At 70.3% G+C, this 22932-nt stretch carries 22 protein-coding genes and 2 pseudogenes; 6 read left to right on the top strand and 18 right to left on the bottom strand.

Translation table 11 applies throughout. From position 1 onward, the window contains the following. Nucleotide 1 precedes the first annotated feature (1 nt). Nucleotides 2-1297, top strand: a complete 1296-nt coding sequence (locus LVQ62_RS08235) for a DUF58 domain-containing protein (RefSeq protein ID WP_233767347.1) — start codon at nucleotides 2-4, stop codon at nucleotides 1295-1297. 80 nt (nucleotides 1298-1377) lie between these two features. Then, nucleotides 1378-1671 carry a Rid family hydrolase gene (locus LVQ62_RS08230; protein ID WP_233767345.1) on the top strand — a complete coding sequence of 98 codons (294 nt, stop codon included), beginning with the start codon at nucleotides 1378-1380 and terminating at the stop codon, nucleotides 1669-1671. A gap of 63 nt (nucleotides 1672-1734) precedes the next feature. Here LVQ62_RS08230 and LVQ62_RS08225 read toward each other — a convergent pair whose 3' ends face one another. Beyond that, nucleotides 1735-2730 (bottom strand): stage II sporulation protein M, encoded by a 996-nt coding sequence (locus LVQ62_RS08225; protein WP_233767343.1) that lies wholly within the window; start codon nucleotides 2728-2730, stop codon nucleotides 1735-1737. Between the two features lie 23 nt (nucleotides 2731-2753). On the opposite strand from LVQ62_RS08225, the gene LVQ62_RS08220 reads away from it, so the two are divergent. Beyond that, nucleotides 2754-3599 (top strand): RDD family protein, encoded by an 846-nt coding sequence (locus tag LVQ62_RS08220; RefSeq protein ID WP_233767341.1) that lies wholly within the window; start codon nucleotides 2754-2756, stop codon nucleotides 3597-3599. Nucleotides 3600-3618: 19 nt separating this feature from the next. On the opposite strand, the gene LVQ62_RS08215 is transcribed toward LVQ62_RS08220, so the two are convergent. Together LVQ62_RS08215 and LVQ62_RS08210 are read right to left on the bottom strand one after the other, a co-directional pair. After that, the gene (locus tag LVQ62_RS08215) at nucleotides 3619-4710 is read right to left on the bottom strand and encodes an adenosine deaminase (protein ID WP_233767339.1); all 1092 of its coding nucleotides are present in this window, start codon (nucleotides 4708-4710) and stop codon (nucleotides 3619-3621) included. Between the two features lie 30 nt (nucleotides 4711-4740). Then, complete coding sequence (locus LVQ62_RS08210; protein WP_233767336.1) at nucleotides 4741-6027, bottom strand: thymidine phosphorylase; 1287 nt, start codon at nucleotides 6025-6027, stop codon at nucleotides 4741-4743. Between the two features lie 158 nt (nucleotides 6028-6185). Here LVQ62_RS08210 and LVQ62_RS08205 point away from each other — a divergent pair, with 158 nt between their 5' ends. After that, entirely contained in the window at nucleotides 6186-6686 is a 501-nt protein-coding gene (locus LVQ62_RS08205; RefSeq protein ID WP_233767334.1) for a hypothetical protein, read from the top strand. A gap of 79 nt (nucleotides 6687-6765) precedes the next feature. On the opposite strand, the pseudogene LVQ62_RS08200 reads toward LVQ62_RS08205, so the two are convergent. The 14 genes and pseudogenes from LVQ62_RS08200 to LVQ62_RS08135 form a co-directional block, all read right to left on the bottom strand. Then, nucleotides 6766-7152: pseudogene (locus LVQ62_RS08200) on the bottom strand (cytidine deaminase); the annotation flags it as partial. Next, complete coding sequence (locus LVQ62_RS08195; protein WP_233767331.1) at nucleotides 7149-8453, bottom strand: ABC transporter permease; 1305 nt, start codon at nucleotides 8451-8453, stop codon at nucleotides 7149-7151. The gene LVQ62_RS08195 and the pseudogene LVQ62_RS08200, both read right to left, overlap by 4 nt. Before the next feature lie 67 nt (nucleotides 8454-8520). Next, a complete protein-coding gene (locus LVQ62_RS08190; protein ID WP_233767328.1) occupies nucleotides 8521-9801 on the bottom strand; it encodes an ABC transporter permease in 1281 nt (426 codons plus the stop codon). Further along, complete coding sequence (locus LVQ62_RS08185; protein WP_233767326.1) at nucleotides 9798-11330, bottom strand: ABC transporter ATP-binding protein; 1533 nt, start codon at nucleotides 11328-11330, stop codon at nucleotides 9798-9800. The genes LVQ62_RS08190 and LVQ62_RS08185 overlap by 4 nt, the downstream gene beginning before the upstream one ends. 178 nt (nucleotides 11331-11508) lie before the next feature. Next, nucleotides 11509-11796 (bottom strand): hypothetical protein, encoded by a 288-nt coding sequence (locus tag LVQ62_RS08180; protein WP_233767323.1) that lies wholly within the window; start codon nucleotides 11794-11796, stop codon nucleotides 11509-11511. A gap of 5 nt (nucleotides 11797-11801) precedes the next feature. Then, nucleotides 11802-12611 (bottom strand): BMP family ABC transporter substrate-binding protein, encoded by an 810-nt coding sequence (locus tag LVQ62_RS08175; protein WP_233767321.1) that lies wholly within the window; start codon nucleotides 12609-12611, stop codon nucleotides 11802-11804. Nucleotides 12612-12780: 169 nt separating this feature from the next. Next, the gene (locus LVQ62_RS08170; RefSeq protein ID WP_233767704.1) at nucleotides 12781-13977 is read right to left on the bottom strand and encodes an amidohydrolase; all 1197 of its coding nucleotides are present in this window, start codon (nucleotides 13975-13977) and stop codon (nucleotides 12781-12783) included. A gap of 129 nt (nucleotides 13978-14106) precedes the next feature. Beyond that, the gene (locus tag LVQ62_RS08165; RefSeq protein WP_233767319.1) at nucleotides 14107-14727 is read right to left on the bottom strand and encodes a hypothetical protein; all 621 of its coding nucleotides are present in this window, start codon (nucleotides 14725-14727) and stop codon (nucleotides 14107-14109) included. Nucleotides 14728-14795: 68 nt separating this feature from the next. Then, entirely contained in the window at nucleotides 14796-15224 is a 429-nt protein-coding gene (locus LVQ62_RS08160) for a barstar family protein (protein ID WP_233767317.1), read from the bottom strand. Next, nucleotides 15221-15685 (bottom strand): ribonuclease domain-containing protein, encoded by a 465-nt coding sequence (locus LVQ62_RS08155; RefSeq protein WP_233767314.1) that lies wholly within the window; start codon nucleotides 15683-15685, stop codon nucleotides 15221-15223. Before LVQ62_RS08155 ends, LVQ62_RS08160 begins: the two co-directional genes overlap by 4 nt. Nucleotides 15686-15694: 9 nt before the next feature. Continuing rightward, on the bottom strand, nucleotides 15695-17272 hold the full coding sequence (locus LVQ62_RS08150) for a methylmalonyl-CoA mutase (protein WP_233767310.1): 1578 nt from the start codon (nucleotides 17270-17272) through the stop codon (nucleotides 15695-15697). 185 nt (nucleotides 17273-17457) lie between these two features. Beyond that, the gene (locus tag LVQ62_RS08145) at nucleotides 17458-17862 is read right to left on the bottom strand and encodes a DUF559 domain-containing protein (protein ID WP_233767305.1); all 405 of its coding nucleotides are present in this window, start codon (nucleotides 17860-17862) and stop codon (nucleotides 17458-17460) included. A gap of 756 nt (nucleotides 17863-18618) precedes the next feature. Beyond that, nucleotides 18619-19686, bottom strand: a complete 1068-nt coding sequence (locus tag LVQ62_RS08140) for a quinone-dependent dihydroorotate dehydrogenase (RefSeq protein ID WP_233767303.1) — start codon at nucleotides 19684-19686, stop codon at nucleotides 18619-18621. Nucleotides 19687-19731: 45 nt separating this feature from the next. After that, the gene (locus tag LVQ62_RS08135; protein ID WP_233767301.1) at nucleotides 19732-20841 is read right to left on the bottom strand and encodes a mannose-1-phosphate guanylyltransferase; all 1110 of its coding nucleotides are present in this window, start codon (nucleotides 20839-20841) and stop codon (nucleotides 19732-19734) included. Nucleotides 20842-21073: 232 nt separating this feature from the next. Between LVQ62_RS08135 and LVQ62_RS17780 the strand changes: the two are divergent. Both LVQ62_RS17780 and LVQ62_RS08130 read left to right on the top strand, forming a co-directional pair. Then, nucleotides 21074-21481 (top strand): annotated as a pseudogene (locus tag LVQ62_RS17780) (glycosyltransferase); the annotation flags it as partial. Between the two features lie 305 nt (nucleotides 21482-21786). Continuing rightward, entirely contained in the window at nucleotides 21787-22143 is a 357-nt protein-coding gene (locus LVQ62_RS08130) for a glycosyltransferase (RefSeq protein ID WP_233767700.1), read from the top strand. 45 nt (nucleotides 22144-22188) lie between these two features. Here LVQ62_RS08130 and LVQ62_RS08125 read toward each other — a convergent pair whose 3' ends face one another. After that, nucleotides 22189-22932, bottom strand: coding sequence for a succinate dehydrogenase/fumarate reductase iron-sulfur subunit (locus LVQ62_RS08125; RefSeq protein ID WP_208052914.1), 744 nt, complete (start codon nucleotides 22930-22932; stop codon nucleotides 22189-22191).

The following is a 22932-nucleotide window of genomic DNA, read 5'->3' as shown; positions in this document are numbered from 1 at the left end:
GATGGCGATCACCGGACGCGCCGTCCTGCTGGCGGCACTGGGCCTGATCTACGTCGCAGTGGTGCCGCGCGCGTCGTCGGTGCTGGTGTGGCTGGCGGTCGTGGCTGTGCTCGTGATCGTCGACGTGCTACTCGCCGGGTCGCCGGCGGGGTTGCACCTGACCCGATCCCCCGGCGCGCAGGTCGTGCTCGGGGAGTCCACGTCGACCTCGCTGCTGGTCCGCAACGACGGCCGTCGGCAGGTGCGGGCACTGCTGCGGGACGCGTGGCAACCCTCCGCGGGAGCCGGCGCGGCCCGGCATACGGCATCCCTGCCTCCGGGTGAGAGTGTCCGGCTGACAACTGGGCTCACGCCGGTACGCCGCGGTGACCGGCTCGCGGACCGGACGACGGTGCGCTCCTACGGTCCGCTGCGGCTGGCTGCCCGGCAGCGCTCGGTCGCCGTGCCCGGCACGGTGCGCGCACTGCCGGCGTTCCCCTCGCGACGGCACCTACCGAGCCGACTGCGCGCGTTGCGCGAGATCGATGGACGCGCGGCGGTGCGGGTGCGCGGGCAGGGCACCGAGTTCGACTCGCTGCGCGACTACGTCGACGGGGACGACGTGCGCAGCCTGGACTGGCGCGCGACCGCCCGGCGACAGCACCTGGTGGTGCGCACCTGGCAGCCCGAGCGCGACCGGCGGGTGGTGATCCTGCTCGACACCTCGCGTACCAGCGCCGGCCGGGTGGGCGACACGACCCGGCTCGACCACAGCATGGACGCCGCGCTGCTGCTCGCCGCGCTCGCATCGCGCGCGGGCGATCGGGTGCAGTTCCTGGCCGGTGACCGCATGATCAACTCCCGGGTGATCGGCGTCCACGACCGCGCTCAGCTGCTGCACCGGCTGGTGACCGCGATGACCCCGCTGGAGCCGGCGCTGGTCGAGGCGGACTGGTCCAGGCTCGCCGGGGCGGTCGACGGCCTGTCACGCCAGCGTGCCCTCGTCGTGCTCCTCACCTCCCTCGAGCCCGCAGCGATCGAGGAGGGACTGCTGCCGGTGCTCCCGGCGCTCACCGCTCGGCACCGGGTCGTCGTCGCGTCGGTGACCGACCCGGTGCTGCGTGAGATGGCCTCGCAGCGGCGGACGGCGTTCGAGACGTACGACGCGGCCGCGGCCGAGCGGACTCTCACCCTGCGCGAGCGGGCGGCGACCGCCCTCGGTCAGCTCGGTGTCACGGTGCTGGACGAGTCCCCCGACGACCTGCCCACCGCGCTGGTCGACCACTACCTGATGCTCAAGCGGCAGTCCCTCCTCTGACCCCTTCCCCTGGTTTTGGACATGCGCACCGGGGCAGATATGACCTGCTGTGCATGTCCAAAACGCGAGAGGGTGGGTCGATGACCTCCGCCGTACGCCTGATCCGTTCGTCGACGTTGACCGACACCGTCGAATACGCCTACGCCGCAACCGCCCCGGCCGGATCCAGGTGGATCTTCCTCGCCGGGTCCTGCCCGCTGGACGACGAGGGCGGCGTGGTCGGGCGCGGCGATGCGGCGGCTCAGGCACACCAGGTGATGCGCAACCTGCAGGTCGCCCTGGCCGATGCCGGCGCCGAGCTGACGGACGTCGTCTTCACCCGCGTACACGTCGCCTCCGCCGAGCGGTCCGACCTGGTCACCGCAGTCCTATGACGCCCTTTTGGACATGCACGACGGGGCATATGTGCCCCGCCGTGCATGTCCGAAAGGCGGGGGTCAGCCGACCGTGGGGAGGGCCGCGCTGCGGTCGATCTCGGCCACGTCGCCGGTCTCACCGCCCAGGAAGGCCCGCCGGCCGACGATGAAGACGTAGAGGAGGAAGAGCACCTCCACGAGTACCCCGATCCCGATGCGCGCCGCGGTCGGCAGCCCGGACGGCGTCACGAACGCCTCGATCACGCCGGTCACCAGGAGCACGACGATCAGGCCGAGCGCCAGCGTGATGACCGACCGTCCCTCCGCGGCCATCGCGTCGGGACGGGTGCGGTCACCCGGCTCGACCCATGACCAGAAGAGCTTCAAGCCGCCCGCTGCAGCCACGAACACCGCTGTCAGCTCGAGCATCCCGTGCGGCAGGATCAGCCCGAAGAAAAGTGAGAGCTTGCCGTGTGCGGCCATCAGGCCGCCGATGATCCCGACGTTCAGCACGTTCTGGAGCAGCAGGTAGATCACCGGCACCCCCAGCACGCCGACCGCGATGCACAGCGCCGCGACCCACACGTTGTTGGTCCAGACGCGGGTGGCGAAATCGGTGGCGGAGTACTGCGAGTAGTAGTCCGCGAAGTCGTGGTTGACCAGTTGGTCGGCCTGCTTCCCGCTGATGAACGACGACTGCACGCCCGGGTGCCGCGCGACCCACGCGCCGATGACGAACGCCGCCGCCACGTTGACCACCAGCACGGTCACCCACCACCGCCGCAGCCGGTAGAGCACCGCCGGGAAGGTGACCGCGAAGAACTGCGCGACGCCCGACCAGGTGCTGGTGCGCCCGCCCATCGACCTGGCCCGCGCGCGTGACAACAGGGCGGACAGGTACTGCACCAGGGCGGGATCGGCCGCCGCCGAACGGATCTGGGACAAGTGCGTCGCGGTGCGCTGATAGAGGTCGAGCAGTTCGTCGGCTTCCGTGGCGGTCAACCGGCGCCGCGCCCCCAGGTCACGCAGGCGCTCCCACTCCAGGTGGTGGGCCGCGACGTACGCGTCCAGATCCATGGCGCAAAGGTACGCTGACCGACGTGACGGACCGGGGGAAACTCGCGGAGCCGCGCGCCTTGCGTGGCGCCGAGGCAGACACCATGGTCACGGGCGAAGCCGTCCTGATCGACATCCCGCCGGCATCGCTGCCCATCCGCGTGGTCGCCCGCGTGATCGACACCGTCCTCTACCTGCTCCTGCTGATCGCGCTCTTCGTCGTGGTCTTCGCGCAGTCGTTCGACGCGAGCGCGGCCAGCACCCAGACGCTCGCGCTGCTCAGCACCGTCGGCTGCCTCCTGGTCGTCCCCGTGGCGGTCGAGACACTGACCCGCGGGCGATCGCTCGGCAAGCTGATCTGCCGACTGCGCGTCGTGCGCGACGACGGCGGCCCGATCGTCTTCCGGCACGCGTTCGTGCGCGGACTCGTGGGCTTCGTGGAGCTCTTCATGGCGTACGGCGTGCCGGCCGTCATCGCGGCGGTCGCCACGACCCGCGTCAAGCGGCTCGGCGACCTCGCCGCCGGCACGTACGTCGTGCAGGAGGACGTGCGCCTGCGACTCGCGGCGCCGCCGGAGGTGCCGATGCGACTGGAGCGGTGGGCCCGGTCGACCGACATCTCGGCCCTGCCCGACGGCGCCGCCCTCGCGGTGCGCCAGTTCCTGCTGCGGCGGCGGACCCTCACGCCGGCGGCCCGCGCGCGGCTGGGCGCCGACCTCACGGCCGCGGTGCGCCCGAGCGTCGCGCCGCCACCGCCGCCCGGCACGTCCGACGAGGAGTTCCTGGCCGCCGTACTCGCAGAGCGCCGTCGCCGCGACCAGCAGCGCCTCGCCCGCGACGCCAGGCTGCGCTCTCGCGTCGTACCGGTCGACGAACTCACCGGCCGCTGAATCCCACGATGGCAGCCGGTCAGCGCGCCTCGTAGCCCGGCTTGATCTGCTCCTCGATGATCGCCAGCCGCTCGTCGAAGGGCAGGAATGCCGACTTCATGGCGTTGATCGTCACCCAGCGCAGGTCCTCCCGGTCCCACCCGGCGTCCTGCACCAGCAGCCACATCTCCCGCGACATCGACGTGTCGCTCATCAGCCGGTTGTCGGTGTTGACGGTGATCCGGAAGCGCAGGTCGCGCAGCTGCGTGATGGGGTGCGCGGCGACGGAGGTCGCGGCGCCGGTCTGCACGTTGGAGGACGGGCACAGCTCCAGCGGGATGCGGCGGTCGCGGACGTACGACGCGAGCCGACCGAGCTGCACGCGGGACGTGCCGAGCCCCTCGATGTCGTCGACGATCCGGATGCCGTGGCCGAGCCGCTCAGCGCCGCACCACTGGATGGCCTCCCAGATGCTCGGCAGCCCGAACGCCTCACCCGCGTGGATGGTGAAGTGCGCATCCTCGCGGCGCAGATACTCGAACGCGTCCAGGTGCCGGGTCGGCGGGTTGCCGGCCTCCGCACCCGCGATATCGAAGCCGGCGACCTCCTCGTCGCGATATCGCACCGCCAGCTCTGCGATCTCGGTGCTCTTGGCGGCGTGCCGCATCGCGGTCAGCAGCGCCCTCGCCCGGATGGTGCGGCCCTGCTCCGCCGCGAGCGACTCCCCTTCGCGCAGACCGGCGTTCACGGCTTCCACCACGTCGTCCAGGCTCAGCCCCTGCTCGAGGTGCTGCTCGGGCGCGTAACGGATCTCGGCGTAGACGACGCCGTCCGCGGCCAGGTCCTCGACGGCCTCCCGCGCGACACGGCGCAGCGCATCGGCCGTCTGCATGACGCCGACGGTGTGCGCGAACGTCTCCAGATAGCGCACCAGCGAGCCGGAGTCGGCGTTCTCCCGGAACCACTGCGCGAGCTGCTGGGGATCGCTCGTCGGCAACCCGTCGTAACCCGTCTCGTCCGCCAGCTGCGCCACCGTCGACGGCCGTACGCCGCCGTCCAGATGGTCGTGCAGCAGCACCTTCGGAAGCTGGACGATCTCATCGTAGGTCAGGGGCGCCTGGGTCTGCGACATCCGGTCACTGTACGGCGACCGCCAGAGCTCTCAGGCGATCCGGTCGATCAGTAGCGGGAGTCGACCGGACACGTCCGCGTCGGCGATGTCGAACGCGCCCTCCAGCGACGTCAACGCCCGCTCGAACCGCTCCGGGGTGTCGGTGTGCAGCGTCAGCAGCGGCGCCCCCGCACGCACGGAGTCACCCGGTCGCGCGTGCCACTGCACGCCGGCGCCGGCCTGTACGACGTCCTCCTTGCGCGCGCGCCCGGCACCGAGCCGCCACGCCGCGACCCCCACCTGCAGCGCGTCGAGTCGGGTCAGCACCCCGTCGCGCGGCGCGGTGACGACGTGCTGCTCACGGGCGACCGGAAGCGTCGTGGACGGGTCGCCGCCCTGCGCCGCGATCATCGCCCGCCACGCGTCCATCGCGCGGCCGTCGGCGAGGGCGTCCGCGGGATCGACGTCGGGAACGCCTGCGGCAGCGACCATCTCGCGTGCAAGCGCGAGGGTCAGCTCGCGTACGTCGGCCGGACCGCCTCCGGCGAGCACCTCGACGGACTCGGTCACCTCGAGCGCGTTCCCGGCGGTCAGACCGAGCGGCGTCGACATGTCGGTCAGCAGCGCGACGGTGCGCACCCCCGCGTCCGTGCCGAGGCCGACCATGGTGGTGGCCAGTTCGCGCGCATCGGCGACGTCCTTCATAAATGCGCCCGATCCGACCTTGACGTCGAGCACCAGCGCACCCGTGCCCTCGGCGATCTTCTTGCTCATGATCGAGCTGGCGATGAGCGGGATCGCCTCGACGGTGGCGGTGACGTCGCGCAGCGCGTAGAGCTTCTTGTCGGCCGGCGCGAGACCGGCGCCGGCCGCGCAGATGACCGCACCGACCGAGTCCAGCTGGGACAGCATGGCCTCGTTCGTGAGGTCGGCGCGCCAGCCCGGGATCGACTCCAGCTTGTCCAGCGTGCCGCCCGTGTGGCCGAGTCCGCGCCCGGACAGCTGCGGCACGGCGACACCGCACGCCGCGACCAACGGCGCCAGCGGAAGGGTGATCTTGTCGCCCACACCTCCGGTCGAGTGCTTGTCGGCGGTGGGGCGGGACAGCCCGGAGAAGTCCATCCGCTCTCCGGAGGCGATCATCGCCGCGGTCCAGCGGGCGATCTCGCGCCGCGTCATGCCGTTCAACAGGATCGCCATCGCGAGCGCCGACATCTGCTCGTCGGCCACCACGCCGCGGGTGTAGGCGTCGATCACCCAGTCGATCTGGCCGTCGTCCAGCTCGTGGCGGTCGCGCTTGGCGCGGATGACATCGACGGCGTCGTGCGATTCAGGCATCCACCGATCCTGCCACGGCCTCGGGGGCGGACTCCCGCCCGCTCCGATCACTCGGGTGCGCAAGCGCGTTCGGCCCCGAAACATCCCGCCTCGCCCGTAAGCTCGCGGCACGCGCCCACGTCACGGGCGCGTCCATCATGTTCGAGGGGAACCCACCGATGTCGATCACGTCCACGCTCACCCGCACCGCCGCCACCGCGACGCTGCTCGCCCTCCCGCTCGGCCTCACCGCCTGCGGCGGCAGCAGCGACAAGGTGAGCGTCAGCTCGTCCAGCAGCTCCAGCTCCTCGAGCAGCGCGTCGAGTGCGCCGAGCAGCACCACGTCCAGCTCCTCCAGCAGCGCGCCCGCCTCTACGACTCCGTCGAGCACGAGTGCCAGCTCCTCCGCTGCTGCCGGCGGCGGCAAGCCCACCAAGGCAGCAGCGACCGCCGGTCTCGCCAAGGGTCTGGAGCAGACGGCTCAGGGAGCCAAGCTCAAGCCGGCGGTCGTGCAGAAGATCTCCGCCTGCATCGTCGACAAGACCTACGACAAGGTCAGTGCCAGCGCGGTGAAGGCGTACGCCGCAGCGGACAAGAACGCCCGGCTCGACTCGAAGGACAACGCGATCTACCTGGCCGCGGCTGCCGCGTGTGGCAAGGAGCTCGGCCTGCGCAAGTAGCCGCCCCTGAGTGGCATACCTCTCCGGGGTGCACCCGAAAGACAGGTATGCCACTCGGCGGTGAGGGGCTAGAGGTTGTGGGCCCCGGGGCCTGCGGCAGCATCTCGCTCATCGACCGGACGCCGAGCGGTGTCTGCAGCAGGCACTCGGGTCCGCCGTGCTCCCAGAGCAGCTGCCGGCAGCGCCCGCAGGGCATCAGCGCCTCGCCCGAGCGGTCCACGCACCAGACCGCCATCAGGCGGCCTCCGCCGGTGCGCGCGAGGTCGCTGACCATCCCGCACTCGGCGCACAGGCCGACGCCGTACGACGCGTTCTCCACGTTGCAACCGGACACGATCCGGCCGTCGTCGACGAGCCCCGCGACACCGACCGGGAAGTCGCTGTACGGCGCGTACGCGCGCTCCATTGCCTCGATCGCGGTGCGGTGCAACGACTCCCAGTCGACCTGGGCCGGTGCGTCGGTCATGCCGAACCCTTCACGTAGGGCTCGCCGTCTGCTGCGGGCGCCCGCACCCGACCGACCAGACCGGCCACCGCGAAGATCGTGACGACGTACGGGAGCATGTTCAGCAGGTTGGAGTTGATCTGCAGCGGCGGGTTCACGAAGGACAGCACCGACTGCAGCGCGCCGGCGAAGCCGAAGAGCAGCGCCGCGCCGAGCGCTCCGCGTGGTGTCCAGCGGCCGAAGATCACCGCGGCCAAGGCGATGAAGCCCTGCCCGGAGGAGATGTTCTTACTGAAGGACCCGACGTTGCCGATGGTGAGGAACGCCCCGGCGAGCCCGGCGACACAGCCGCCGAGCACGACGTTCTGGTAGCGCAGCCGCAGCACGTTGATACCGACCGTGTCGGCCGCCTGCGGGTGTTCGCCGACGGCCCGGGTGCGCAGTCCCCAGCGGGTGCGGATGAGCGCCACGTCGATGACGATGACGATCACGTACATGGCGTAGACGATGTAGTTCTGGTCGAAGAGCACCGGACCGACCACCGGGATGTCGCCCAGCAGCGGGATCTTCGCGGGGTCGAAGAAGCTGGGGTTGTTGGTGCCGTTGGAGTTGTTGGCCATGATCGCGTCGAAGAGGTAGCCGGTCAGGCCGAGCGCGAGCACGTTGAGCACGACGCCGAGGATCACCTGGTTGACCAGGAACTTGATCGCGAAGACGGCCAGCAGCAGCCCGAGCAGGCCGCCGACGACGATCGCCGCGATGACGCCGGCGAACAGACCGGCGACCGTCCCGAGCAGCGCACCCGCGAAGGCGCCCGCCAGCATCTGACCCTCGATCGCGACGTTGATGACGCCGCTGCGCTCGCAGAGGATGCCGCCCATCGCGCCCAGGACGAGCGGGGTGGCGAGCAGGAGTCCCTGCTGCAGCAGGGAGGTGAACTGCACCGTCTTGCCGCCGGTGCCCGCCCACGCGAGGAACGCCAGCAGGAAGAGCACGCCGACGCCACTGCCGACCCAGCGCATGGCCACCGGCGTGAAACCGCGCACCAGGTGGTAGATCCCGGCCAGCACGATCAATGCTCCGACGACGAAGCAGAACGGCGCCTCGGCGAAGCTCAACGTCGGCACGTGCACCTGCGCGCCGCCGGCGTCGAAGCCGAACTTGGCGTCCGTCTGGGTGCCGGTCGTGCCGAGCACGAGCGCGGTGAAGAGGCCGATCACCACCAGCGCGATCGCGACGACCGTGCGGCGGGTACGTGACGGTCCGACCCGCACCGTCTTGTGGTGGACGACGAGTTCCTCGTCGGTGGCCGGCGCGCTCATCGGGACTCGCCTTTCGTCGGGGTCCCCGCGATGTATCGGAGCGCAGCGGAGAACTTCGTGGGGTGACTCATCCGTTCCATCCCTTCGCGACCACGGCGGTCTGGCCGCCGCCACTGCGGCGTAGCCGGAAGATCAGCCGGACCAGTCCGGGTGCGGCGATGAAGAGCACGATCAGCGCCTGCAGCACCTGCACCAGGTCCGACGGGGTGTTGGTGGAGGCCAGCAGCTGCACCGAACCGGCGCGCAGCGCGCCGAAGAGCATGCCCGCCCAGAAGGTGCCGATCGGCGATCCGCGGCCGAGCAGCGACACGGTGATCGCGTCGAACCCGACGCCTGCGTCGATGTCGCTGGTGACCTGCGGGGAGGTGCCGAGCACCTGGGCGCTGCCCGCGAGGCCGGCGAGGGCGCCGACGATCAGCATCACCACGATGTAGACGCTGGAGATGCTGATGCCCGCCGTACGCGCCGCGTCCTGATTGGCGCCCACGGTGCGCAGCCGGAAGCCGAAGGTGCTGCGGTTCAGCAGCCATGCCACTGCCACGGTCGCCGCGATCGCGACGAGAAACGCGACGTTCGCGCGCAGAGCCGATCCGAGGAGGTGGGGATACATCGCGTCGTGGTCGACGGCGGGCGAGATGGCCTGGTTGTACGGCTTGGCCTGGAATCCGTGCACCCCGAGGAGGTACTGGATCAGGCCGAGCGCCACGTAGTTGAGCATGATCGTGGTGATCACCTCGTGCGCCCCGGTCTTGGCCTTGAGTACGCCGGCCAGTCCGGCCCACAGCGCACCGCCGAGGATGCCGGCGAGCACCGCCACGATCACGTGCAGCACGACGGGCAGGTGCCAGCTGAAGCCGACGTACCCGGCGAAGATCGCGGCGAGCAGGATCTGGCCCTGCGCACCGATGTTGAACAGGCCCGCGCGGAAGGCCAGCGTCACCGACAGGCCGGCGAAGATCAGCGGCGTCGCGCTGACGATGGTCTCCGAGATCGGGCCGAAGATGGTGGTGGCGTTGCCGCTGGAGAGGCTCGAGGGGTTGAGGATCGACCCCTCGAAGATCGCGACGTACGCGCCGGACACCGCGTGCCACGCCGCGGAGATGGTGTCCATCGGAGCCGCGGTGAAGTAGCCCGCCGCGGTGCGGGTCGCCTGGTCCGACGCGATGATCAGGATCGACCCGATGACCACGGCGGCGAAGATCGCGAGGATCGTCAGGATCGCGGGGTGGTCGCTGCGGAAGATCTCGCGCAGTCGCCCCGCGCCGCCGTCCGGCGTCTGGTCGACCTTGCTGCTGCCGCTCTCCGGGGTGCCCACCGCGGGCTCGCCCCCGGCCTTCTGCTCGCTCACGCGGACTCCTTCGTGTCGTGATCGCCGGTGTCGCCGTGCTGGCCACCCATGAGCAGGCCGAACTCCTGCGCGGACGCGGTCGGCGGCAGCTCCCCGACGATGGCGCCGCGGTACATGACCCCGATCCGGTCGGCGAGGCTCACCACCTCGTCCAGCTCCGTGGACACCAGCAGCACCGCGGCTCCGCGGTCGCGCTCGGCCACGATCCGTTTGTGCACGAACTCCATCGAGCCGACATCGACGCCACGGGTCGGCTGCGACACCACGAAGAGGCGCAGCGGGCGCGACAGCTCGCGGGCCAGCACGACCTTCTGCTGGTTTCCACCGGACAGGGTCGAGGCGGTGGCGCCGGGCGACTCGGTCCGCACGTCGAACTCCTCGACGCGCGCGGCCGCGTTCTTGGCGATCTCCTTGTTGTTCAACTGGACCCGGCCGCCGAAGGGCGCCTGGTCGTACATGTCGAGCACGAGGTTCTCGGCGATGCTGAAGCTGGAGACCAGCCCGTCGTGCGCGCGGTCCTCGGGCACGTACCCGACACCGGCGCGCAGGATGTCGTACGTCGTGTCGTCGGTGACGTCCTCGCCGTCGATGATCACGCGCCCGGACGCCGGCTCGATCAGCCCGACGATGGCCTCGGTGAGCTCGGTCTGGCCGTTGCCCTGCACGCCGGCGATCGCGTAGATCTCACCGCCGCGCACCGAGAAGGAGATGTCGTCGACGAGCACCTGGCCCGCCGCGTCGACCACCCGCAGCTTGTCCACGTCGAGGATGACGTCGCGCGGCTTGGCGGGCTCCTTTTCGACCCGCAGCTGCACGGTGCGGCCGACCATCATGGCGGCCAGCTCGGCGGCCGTCGCGGTCGGTTGCGCGGTGCCGACGACCTTGCCGCGCCGGATGACGGTGATGGTGTCGGCGACCTCGCGCACCTCGCGCAGCTTGTGGCTGATGAAGACCAGGGAGGTGCCCTGCGCCTTGAGCGAGCGCATGACCTCCATCAGGTGGTCGGTCTCCTGGGGCGTGAGCACCGCGGTCGGTTCGTCGAGGATGAGCACCTTGGCCTCGCGGGCCAGCGCCTTGAGGATCTCCACCCGCTGCTGGATGCCGACCGGGAGGTCCTCGACCTTGGCGTCCGGGTCGACCTCTAGGTGGTGGCGGTCGGACAGCTCGCGCACGAGCTTGCGAGCGCGGCGCAGGTCGAGGAAGCCGCCGCGGGAGGTCTGCTCGGCGCCGAGCATGATGTTCTCGGCGACGGTGAGCACCGGCACGAGCATGAAGTGCTGGTGCACCATGCCGATCCCGGCGGCCATCGCATCGCCCGGCCCCTTGAAGGTGACCGGTGCGTCGTCCACCAGGATCGTGCCCTCGGTGGGCTCGTAGAGCCCGTAGAGCACGTTCATCAAGGTGCTCTTGCCGGCGCCGTTCTCGCCGAGCAGGGCGTGGATCTCCCCCGGCTGTACGACCAGATCGATCTGGTCGTTCGCGGTGAAGGTGCCGAATCTCTTGGTGATCCCCTGCAACTGCAGTTTCATCGTGAAGGCTCGCTCCGTTGGTCGTCGACGCTTCGCGCGAGGTTACCCGCCCCGCCGTCAGTCGTCGGTACGACGGCTGGTGATCGGGTGGCCGCGCGGCGCGTGGGGACCGCTCCCGATCGTCATAGAGAAGGCGGGGCGAGCCCGTCGGCCCGCCCCGCCCCTGCGATCACCGGTGTCAGCTGGTGGGCTGGCTCGGTGAGGTGATCTTGATCGAGCCGGAGACGATGCCGGCCTTGACCTTCGCCAGCTGCGCCTTCAGCGTGGCCGACTGGCTGTTGTTGTTGTCGACCAGGCCGACGCCCCCGTTGGCGAGGGTGCCGATGTAGTTACCGGTCGGGTAGGTGCCGTCGGCGGAGGACTTCAGGTAGGCCTGCACACCGCCGCTGAGGTTCTTGGTGACGCTGCCGACCATGTACTTGCAGTACTGCGCAGCGCTCTCGCAGCCGTCGGTGTCGACCCACATGATCTTCAGCTTGCCGCCGGAGGCTGTGCCGCCGCGCCCGCGCCCAGGCCGGATCCGCCCGCGACCGGGAAGATGATGTCGGCGCCGTTGCTGGCCATCGACTGGCTGACCGACTTGCCCTTGTTCTGGTCGGTGAAGCTGTTGGAGAAGGTGCCCTTCTTGGTCTTCTCGTCCCAGCCGAGCACCTGCACCGACTTCTTGTTCTGCGTGTTGTAGTACTGCACGCCCTCCTGGAAGCCGTCCATGTAGATGGTCACCGGCGGGATGTTGAGCCCACCCCACGTGCCGACCTTGCCGGTCTTGGTGAGGCTGGCCGCGAGGTAACCGCCGAGGAAGCCGGCCTGCGCGGTGTTGTACTGGATGCCGTAGAAGTTGGCGCCCGTGCCCGGGGAGTCGACCTCGGCGAAGTGCACCTTCGGGTAGGTCTTGGCCGCAGACTTCACGTTGTCGGACATCAGGCCGCCGACGCCGATCACCGTGGCGCACCCGCCGGTGGCGAGCTTGGTGAGGTTCGGGGTGTAGTCCGCGCCGGAGTTGCTCGGGACGTACTTGATCGAGATGTTCGGGTTCGCGGCGTTGGCCGCCTTCATGCCGTCCCAGGACGACTGGTTGAAGGAGCGGTCGTCGACGCCACCGGTGTCCAGCACCATGCACGCGTTGATCTTCTTGCCGACGGCCTTCGCTGCCGTCGTGGAGCCGGAGCTGCCACTACCGCTTCCGCTCGATCCCGATCCGGGCTTGCTGCCACAGCCGGTCAGGGCCAGCGAGCCGAGTGCGGCAACCGCCGCGATCTTCATCACCGAACGCACAGACATCTCCTTGTAGGTGGGGGGCACATCGGCGCCGACTCACGCTGATGGCGCAGACGTCGGGCGGGGTGCGGACGCGCAAAGATTACCGGCGCGTTCGGGTAGGTCCGGCCGTGTCGGCGCGACCGTTATCAAACGGTTGCGCCACGGCCGGCGAACGGTCGCGCCGACAGGCTCAGACGGCGGCGTCGGCCGCGGAGTCCGGCCGCAGCAGGCAGGTCGCGGCCAGCAGGGTGGCCCCCACGGAGATGGCGCGCTCGTCGACGACCAGGTCGCCCTGATGCAGCTCGTACGTCGGGCCGCCGGGTGTGCGGGTGCCGAGCCGGCCCATCGCACCCGGCGCGCGGGCCAGCATCCAGCTGAAGTCCTCGCCGCCCAGCGACTGTTTCGTCGGCACGACCGCGTCGGGCCCGACGGCCGCGTGGCAGGCCGAGGTGAGCAGCTCCACCGCTGTCGCGTCGTTGACCACGGGCGGCACGCCGCGGGTGTACTCCACCTCGGCGGTCACGCCGTACGGCGCCACGACCTCGTGCACCAGCGTCTGCACCAGGTCGCCGGCCTGCTCCCACGCGTCGATGTCGAGCATCCGCAGGGTGCCCACGCACTCGCCCATCGCGGGGATGACGTTGGCGGCGTTGCCGGCCACGACGGTGCCCCAGACGAGAGCGGCGCCGACCCGGGGGTCCAGTCGACGCGACAGCGCGGCCGGCACGTCGGTGACGACCTTGGCGAGCGCGTACGTCAGGTCACCGGTCAGGTGCGGCCGGCTGGTGTGTCCACCCCGCCCGGAGAGGCGCACCCGGATGGCGTCGCAGGCCGCGGTGATCGGGCCCACCTTGAGGCCGACGGTGCCCACGTCGATGCTCGGGTCGCAGTGCAGCGCGAAGACCTGGTCGACGTCGTCGAGGGCGTGCTCCTTGACGGCAGTGTGGGCCCCGCCCGGCACGACCTCCTCGGCGGGCTGGAAGACCAGCCGCACCGCCATGTCGCGCTCGATGAGCTCCTGCTCGAACCTCTTCAGCGTGAGCCCGGCGCCCAGCACGACGGTGGTGTGCACGTCGTGGCCGCAGGCGTGCGCGATGCCGTCGTTGGTAGAGGAGAAGTCCAGGCCGGTGCGCTCGGCGATGGGCAGCGCGTCGAGGTCGGCACGCAGCGCGACCCGGTACGACGGGTCGGCGGCGCCGATCTCGGCCGTCAGCCCGGTGCCCTCGAAGGTGCGCGACTCGATACCGGCGGCGGCGAGCACCTCGAGGACTCGGGCCGTGGTGCGCACCTCGTTGAAGCCGAGCTCGGGGTCGGCGTGCAGTGCGCGCCTCGTGCGGACCAGCTCGGGCATGAGCTCCTGCACCGTCGCCGCGACCAGACCGGGCATGTCGAAGGCTGCGCTGTTACGGGTGGAAAGGCTGCTCACGATCAACCGATGTTAGTTGCTGCTGCTGATCGGGCCTGGTGCAGGTGGGGTGGGGAGGGCTGCGGTCGCTTTCCTGCACCCGGCCGGCGGCTAGTCGGCGTGCGCGGGCGTGGAGTAGGTGACGACCACCGGCACGCCGACGGTGTGGGAGAGCTCCTGCGCGAGCTTCGTGCGCCCCGCCCGACCGGCCACCGGGTCTTTCAGCCTTGTGTCGGACGACGCGACCGACAGGTACCGGCAGGTCTCGATACCGGCGCTGACCAGTTGGTAGCGCCTCCAGTCCCCGGCCGACACCGCGTCCTGCGCCTCTGTCATCCGCTTCATCGAGTACGGCACCTTGGTCAGCGCGACCGGTACCTTGGCCCACGTCGGGTGACCGGCGCGAGCACCCGCGACCAGTTTCCGGGCGAGCGCCAGGTCGGTCATCTCCACGCTCATGCCGTGCTGCGAGGGGTTCAACCGGACCAACCCGAACGTGCTCGCGTAGTGCGCGTCACCGGTGGCCTGGATGGACTGGGCGAGATCGCTCGTCGCCTCGTCGTAGGGCGGAGGGCTCGGCGACGCAACCGAACTCGGCGCTGTGACGAACGTGTACGGGGTCGGGGAGTACGACGGCGCACCCGGTGCGCTCTGCGTACCGCATCCGGCGATCGCGGCCGCCGCCATCGCGAGCGCCACCGTGACCATGACCCGCCGTCCTACACCGCGCATCGACGCCACCTCCCCGCGAGAGACGCTAGCCCCCCGGTGCGCACCGCGGGTGCGATCGGCGCGGATCGTCATGGTTCGGTGCCGACGTCGACCACCAGGAACGGCGCCGGCCCGGCGTCCGCGCGGTCGGCGAAGATCTCGGCGGCGGTCGCGCGTACGTCGTCGGCCAGCGCGCGCGCGCCGGCCCAGACGACCAGCGTGCCGGGCAGATGCTGCACGTCGGACAGCGAGTCCGCGAACGCGTCCCAGTTGTGTCCGAACCAGTCGGGCAGGTCGAACGCCCGCGCGCACTCGCGCAGGAACGCCGCCCGGTCGCCCCACGCCTCGAGGTGCACCACGTGCCAGCCTGCGCGCACGCCCTCCTCGGCGGCCACGACGGGGCCGATCTCCAGGATCAGTGCGCCCGACGCCGTGGCGGCCATCGCCCGCGCGAGCGCCAGTCGCGCCACCGCCTCCGGCCCCTCGCTCCCGACCGGCCGACGCGGCGCGTCGTTCACCGTTGCACCCGGCGGAAGGTGTCGTAGTGGTCGGCCGTGTAGTACGCCGTACCGTCCCGGCCGACCACGATGCGGCGCGGGCCGCGGTCGCCCGACCCGGGGGTGACCACCGTGTACTCGTGGTAGTAGCCGCGAGGCTGGATCGGCAGATCCCGGTTGCGGTTCTGGTAGACCGTGCCGTCCTGCCGGTAGGGATAGGGGCCGCCCTTGTCCACGAGGGAGAGCGTGTGGCGCGCCCCGCTCGGCAGATCGGCGTACGCCACGGTGCCGAGTCCGGACGTGTCCTTAGAAGTGCTGCTCGAGCTCGCCGACTGCGTCACCGACAGGAGCGTGGTGCTGGGCGCACTGTGGGGTTTGCTCCCCGAGCTCTGGTGCGCGATCCAGCCGATGATCAGCGCCACGACCAGCAGCCCGAGCACGAGGGGCACGAAGCGTCGGCGAATCGTGCCGAGGGACAACATGATCGGCGCCTAGAAGAACTCGCGGGGCACGTACATGCCCCACACGTCGCGCAGCGCGTTGCTGACCTCGCCGCCGGTCGCGCGGGCCGCGAGCGCCTCCTTCATGGGGATGAGCGCGTTGTCACTGCCCTGCGCGGCGGCACGCAGCGCGTCGAGTGCCTTCTCGACGGCGCCGTTGTCGCGTTCCTTGCGCAGCGTCGCGAGCCGCTCGCACTGCTCGGCCTCGATCGCCGGGTCCACCCGCAGCGGCACGTAGGCCTCGTCGTCCTTCGTGACGAACTTGTTGAGCCCGACGACCGTGCGTTCGCCGCTGTCGATCTGCAGCGCCGTGGCATACGCCGTGCGCTCGATCTCCGACTTCTGGAAGCCCTCCTCGATCGCCTTCACCGCGCCGCCCTTGTCCTCCACCTGCTGGATGAGCGCGAGCGCGGCCTCCTCGACGTCGTCGGTCATCGACTCCACGACGTAGGAGCCGGCGAACGGGTCGACGGTCTTGGTCACGTCGGTCTCGTAGGCGATGACCTGCTGGGTACGCAGCGCGAGCCGGGCCGCCTTCGCGGTCGGCAGGGCGATGGCCTCGTCGTAGGAATTGGTGTGCAGCGACTGGGTGCCGCCTAGGACCGCGCCGAGCCCCTGCAGGGCGACGCGCACCATGTTGACCTCGGGCTGTTGGGCGGTCAACTGCACGCCGGCGGTCTGGGTGTGGAAGCGCAGCATCAGCGACTTGGGGTTCTTGGCGCCGAACTCCTCGCGCATGATCCGCGCCCACATCCGGCGGGCCGCCCGGAACTTCGCGACCTCCTCCAGCAGGCTGGTGCGCGCGACGAAGAAGAACGACAGCCGGGGTGCGAAGTCGTCGACATCGAGGCCCGCGGCGATGGCGGCGCGCACGTACTCCTTGGCGTTGGCCAGGGTGAACGCGACCTCCTGCACGGGCGTGGCCCCCGCCTCCGCCATGTGGTAGCCGCTGATGGAGATGGTGTTCCAGCGCGGGATCTCGCGGTGGCAGTAGGCGAAGATGTCGCTGATCAGCCGCAGCGATTCCGCGGGCGGGTAGATGTAGGTGCCGCGGGCGATGTACTCCTTCAGCACGTCGTTCTGGATGGTGCCCGTCAGCTGGCCGGCGGCGATGCCCTGCCGCTGGGCGGTGAGCTGGTAGAGCAGCAGCAGCGTGCTCGCGGGTGCGTTGATGGTCATGCTGGTGCTGACCTGGTCCAGCGGCAGCTCGTCGAAGAGCACCTGCATGTCGTCGATGCTGTCGATCGCCACCCCGACCTTGCCGACCTCGCCGTGCGACAGCTCGTGATCGGAGTCGTAGCCCATCTGGGTCGGCAGGTCGAACGCCACCGACAGGCCGCCGGTGCCGTGCTCGACGAGCTCCTTGTAGCGGGCGTTCGACTCGCGTGCGGTGCCGAAACCGGCGTACTGGCGCATCGTCCACGGCCGCCCGGTGTACATGCTCGGGTAGACGCCGCGCGTGTAGGGGTACTCCCCCGGCGCTCCCAGCTTCGCCTGCGCGTCGAAGCCGGCGAGCGCGGACTCGTCGTAGACCGGCTCGATCGGAAGCTCGGATTCGCTGTTCGCCATGATGCCCCGAGGTTATCGGCTCGCCTCCCTCCCCCGGTTGTTCGCACTTTCGTGCACCCGTCCACACGGCGGTTGTCAGCGTTTTCGTGGCGCCGACACCAGAGATCTGCTGACAATCGCGCGTGCACCCCATCGGTTGTCAGCGTTTTGGTGACGCCGACACCAGAGATCTGCTGACAACCGACTCACCCAGCCCACCCTCGGCTCGCGAGAGCTCGCTGCAGCTGCCGCATGAACGGCTCCGGATCGCACCTCAACTCGGCACCGAGCACCCGCAGCACGACGTCGCCGCTCAGCTGCAGCTCGTTGTGCTTGCGGTGGTCCTGACGGGCCTGCGCCACCGTGAGGTGCTGAATGCCGTCGATCTCGACCACCACCCCGTACGCCGCGAACCGAGCGTCGGTGTAGAACACCCCGCTGGGGCGCTGCAGCCTGTCTTGTCTGCTCGGTAGCGGCAGTCCATGCGTTCGACACAGCTGGGCGAAGTCGAGCTCCCCCAGCGCCTCGGCACCGCCCCCCGATCTCCACCACTGCAGCGGCGATGGCCTTCGAGCGGCGACGATGCTGCGGCAGGCGGCCCAACGAGGCATCCAGCTCCGCAGCGCCGACGATCCGTTGCTGCACGGCCATCGCGAGCACGGTGTACGCGGCCCGCTCCGTCACCGCCCAGGTCGCCGCGCGAAGAGCGGCGAGCGCGGGTCGCACCCGGCGGAGATCGACGGCCTGCACGTCATCCTCGTCGAAATCCCTCAGGTGATGGATCCGGACCGCCGCCGAGCGTTCGACGCGGGCACCGCGCGGCACCGACACGTGGATGGTGTCCTCGAATCCACTCAGACCCGCGCACCGCAACGCTGTCACGCCGTCGAGCGCCGCTCGCGGAGATGCGCTCGACAATGCGAGCCGCCAGGTCGAGCGTTCGTTCATCGGTGCGCCGACGATGGTGATGGATCGACGTACGACCTCCCACCGTCCCGCGTCGATCTCGCGTTGCAAGCGGTGCGCATCCAGCCACGGCACGTCCCGCACACGCACGATCCCGTCGCTCGCCCCGGCCAGCAGGTGCACCCGGCCGGCCGCGTCCACTCGCTCCTCACCCATGAGGGCGAGGTTGCCGAAGCGGGCTCACCGTCGTACTCCCGGACGCTGAGGTGTGGACGACGCCTGCCGTGCTCGCGAGATGTGGACGACGGTTGTCAGCGGGAAAGTGACGCCGACACCACAAAGACGCTGACAACCGCGGAACCGCTCATCGATTGTCAGCAAGAAAGTGACGCGGGCACCAGAGAAACGCTGACAATCGCGAGGCGGACACTGGCGCGGGGACGCGAGGAGAACGCGGCGGATCAGCCCAGCGCGCGGTTGAGGTCCCGCACGAGCGACGGGCCGCTGTAGACGAACCCGGTGTAGACCTGCACCAGTGCCGCACCCGCGTCGATCAGGGCCTTGCCGTCGGTGACGGACATGACCCCGCCCACCCCGATGACCGGCAGCACGGTGTGCTCGGCGACGTAGCGCACGATCCTGCGGGTACGCCGGGTGAGCGGCGAGCCGGACAGGCCCCCCTCCTCGTCGACAAGTGCGAGGTCGGCGCCGCGCAGCCCGTCGCGGCTGAGGGTGGTGTTGGTGGCGACGATGCCCGCGATGTCGGCGTGCCCGGCGACCTCGAGGATGTCGTCGATGGCCTCGTTCTTCAGGTCGGGGGCGATCTTGACGAAGATCGGAACCGGGTCGCCGGAGCGGGCCTGCGCGAGCTGGGTGGCCTCCTGCACCAGGGTGGCGAGCAGCTCACCGAGCGGTTCACGACCCTGCAGACCCCGCAGGCCTGCCGTGTTGGGGCTGGACACGTTGACCGCGATGTAGTCGGCGAGGCCGTCCAAAGTGCGCAGGCACGTGAGGTAGTCGTGCACGGCGTCGTCGACCGGCGTCGACTTGTTCTTGCCGATGCTGACCCCGATGGGTATGGAGAGCGGGCCGACCGCGCGCAGCCGGGTCGCGAGGGCCTCGACGCCGTCGTTGTTGAAGCCCATCCGGTTGATGATCCCGGTGCTGTCGTAGACCCGGAAGAGGCGCGGCTTGTCGTTGCCGGGCTGCGCCAGCGGCGTCACGGTGCCCACCTCGATGTGGGAGAAACCGAGCGCCGACCACCCCTTCAGCGCCAGCCCGTCCTTGTCGACGCCGGCCGCGAGACCGACCTTGCCGGGGAAGGTGATGCCGGCGACCTGCACCGGTGCCGTAGGTACGGCGCACGCGCGGCGTACCAGATCGAGGACGCGCGGCCGCTCGGCGAGAGTCGAAAGCCGTTGCAGCGTCTTGTGATGCGCAGCTTCGGGGTCGCCCTCCTCGCTGCGGAAGAGCACGGGCCGAAGCACGCGTGTGTAACCGGCTTCCATCGTCTTGGCGAGCAGGTCCACGCCCCGCAGCTTACGAAGTACGCCGGGTCGGCGCGAACGGCGCGATCAGATCAGGTGCGCGCGCCCGTCGAGCCGCAGCTGCTCGACGAGTTTCTTCACGTCCTGCGCCCGGTCGCGGGTGGTGACGAGCACGGCGTCCATCGTGTCGACCACGACGACGTCCTTGATGCCGAGCGCGACGACGGTGCGGCCCGACCCCGGCGCGACCACCCCGGTGGCGTCCCTCATCACGACCAGCGACGACTCACCGAGCACCTTGACACCGGGCTCGTCCTGACGGTCCATCAGCAGCGTGGCCAGGGAGGCGAAGTCGCCGACGTCGTCCCAGCTGAACGTCGCGGGGATGACGGCGACCTGGCCGTCGACCGAGGCGGGCTCGGCGATGGCGTTGTCGATGGTGATCTTGGTCAGCCGCGGCCAGAGCTCGGAGAGCCGGAAGGGCCGCGCCGCGATCGCGCGCAGATACTCCGCGAGCAGCGGCTGGTAGTGGGCGATCATGTCCATCAGCGACTTGGCCTGCACCACGAACATGCCGGCGTTCCACCAGTAGGCGCCGCTCTCGAAGTACTCCTCGGCGGTCGGCCCGTCGGGCTTCTCGACGAACGCGTCGACCTCACGGGCCCGCGGCGCGCCGTCGACGGGCAACTCCTCGCCCACCTTGATGTAACCGAATCCCGTTGCGGGGTGGTTGGGTTCGATACCGATGGTGACCAGCTTGCCGGTCCGCGCGACGTGCACCGCCTCGGTGACGCACTCGCAGAACGCGACGACATCGTTGATGACGTGGTCGGCCGCGAAGGAGCCGATGATCGCGGCGGGGTTGCGCTGCTCCAGGATCGCGGCGGCCAGTCCGATGGCCGGCAGCGACTCCCGTCTCGAGGGCTCGGTCAGCAGGTTGTCGAAGCCCAGGGTGGGCAGCTGCTCGCGTACGGCGTCCACGTGCGGCACGCCGGTGACCACCATGAACCGCTCCGCGCAGAGCGGGACGAGGCGGTCGACGGTGCCCTGCAGGAGGGACTGGCCGGACCCGGTGAGGTCGTGCAGGAATTTCGGCGACGACTCCCGCGAGAGCGGCCAGAGCCTCGTACCGGAACCGCCCGCAGGGATGATCGCCCAGAAATCGGGGATCGCCGTCGGCAGGAGGGATTCGGACATAGTGGAACGCTAACCGAAAGGTCAGCGCATCGGAGCCATCCGGCCTGCTGCTGGACACCTCGTCTGACGGGCGCCGCTCACCGACCGTCGACCGCTCTTCACCGGATGATCACCCGGCCCGGCACCGCGCGTTCACCCGCACGTCGTCAGGCGCCGCGACCGTCGGCGACATGCGGGTCGCCATCGTCTCCGAATCGTTCCTGCCCACTCTGAACGGCGTCACCACCAGCGTGTGCCGCGTCGCCGACCACCTGTTGAACGGTGGGCACCAGGTCCTGATCGTCTGCCCCGCACCCGCCCCCACGTCGTACCGGGGAGCGCGGGTGCACACCGTCCCCGGCGTCACGCTGCGCGACTCCGAGTCGGTGTGCCGTTCCCCGACCTGTCGAAGGTCCTGGCCGAATTCCGGCCGGACGTGGTGCACGCGGCGTCGCCGTTCGCGCTCGGCGCCCGGGGCATCGCGGCGGCCCGCGACCTCGGTGTGCCCACCATTGCGGTCTTCCAGACCGACATGGCGACCTACCTGTCACAGCACGCCGGCACCGCCTCGAGCGCCGTGGAGCGTGTCGTCTGGCACTGGCTGCGTCGGGTGCATTCCCTCGCCGACCTCACGCTGGCGCCCAGCGCCACCTGTGCGGCAGACCTGAGACTGCACGGGATCCCGCGCGTCGCACTGTGGGGTCGCGGGGTGGACACCGACCTCTTCCGCCCCCGCGGCGCCGCCGACACGGCGACCCACGAGCTGCGCCGCTCCCTCGCCCCGCAGGGACAGACGGTCGTCGGGTACGTCGGTCGCCTGGCGCCCGAGATGGAGGTGCATCGGCTCGCCGAGATCGCCGATCTGCCGGAGGTCGCGCTGGTCGTCGTCGGTGACGGGCCGAGCCGCGCCAAGCTGGAGCGGCTGCTCCCCGGGCGCGCTTCCTCGGCTACCGGCAGGGAGTCGAGCTGGCCCGGGCGTACGCCGCGTTCGACGTCTTCGTGCACACCGGCACCTGCGAGACGTTCGGGCAGACACTGCAAGAGGCCATGGCCTCAGGGTTGCCCGTCGTCGCGCCGGCTAGAGGGGGCCCGCTGGACGTCATCCGCGCCGGCGTGCACGGCCACCACTTCGACCCCGACCGGCCGGGCGCGCTGCAGGAGGCGGTGTGCGGGGTGCTCGCGGACCCGCTCGGCCGCCGCCGGATGGGTGCGGCCGGTCGTCAGGACGCGCTGCAGCGAGGTTGGGCGCCGGTGGTCGATCAGCTGCTGACCTACTACGGGCGGGTCACGCACCCGGCGTACGACCGGCGCGTCGCCATATGACAGCGCCCGGGTCGCAAGGACCCGGGCGCCGCACAGACCGGTCGCTCAGTGAGCGCCCTTCTTGGCCTTGCGGAAGTCCTTGTTCAGCTGGTTGATCACGTCGAGCGGGATCTCCTTGGGGCACGCCGCAGCGCACTCCCCGATGTTGGTGCAACCGCCGAAGCCCTCGGCGTCGTGCTGGTTGACCATCGAGACCACGCGCGAGTCGCGCTCCGGCTGACCCTGGGGCAGCTCGCCCAGGTGGGCGATCTTGGCGCCCATGAAGAGCATCCCGGAAGCGTTCGGGCAAGCCGCCACGCACGCGCCGCAGCCGATGCAGGTCGCGGTGTCGAACGCGCGGTCGGCGTTGGCCTTGGGCACCGGCACCGAGTGCGCCTCAGGGGCGGCACCGGTGTTGACCGAGATGTAGCCGCCGGCCTGGATGATCCGGTCGAACGCCGAGCGGTCTACCACCAGGTCGCGCAGCACCGGGAACGACGACGCGCGCCACGGCTCGACGGTGATCGTCTCGCCGTCGCTGAAGGAGCGCATGTGCAACTGGCACGTAGTGGTGACCTCGGGGCCGTGTGCCATCCCGGAGATCATCAGTCCGCACTGCCCGCAGATGCCTTCGCGACAGTCGGAGTCGAAGGCGACGGGCTCCTCGCCCTTGCCGATGAGGTCCTCGTTCAGGACGTCGAGCATCTCCAGGAACGACATGTCGTCGGAGATGTCGCGCACGTCGTACGTCGCGAAGTCGCCGCTGTCGTCGGGCCCGGCCTGACGCCAGATCTTGAGGGTGAGATTCAT

It is taken from the genome of Allobranchiibius sp. GilTou73, assembly GCF_021391335.1.
Taxonomy (GTDB): Bacteria; Actinomycetota; Actinomycetes; order Actinomycetales; family Dermatophilaceae; genus Allobranchiibius; species Allobranchiibius huperziae.
The sequence above is the reverse complement of the archived record's forward strand: the minus strand, read 5'-3'. Positions and strand labels throughout refer to the sequence as shown.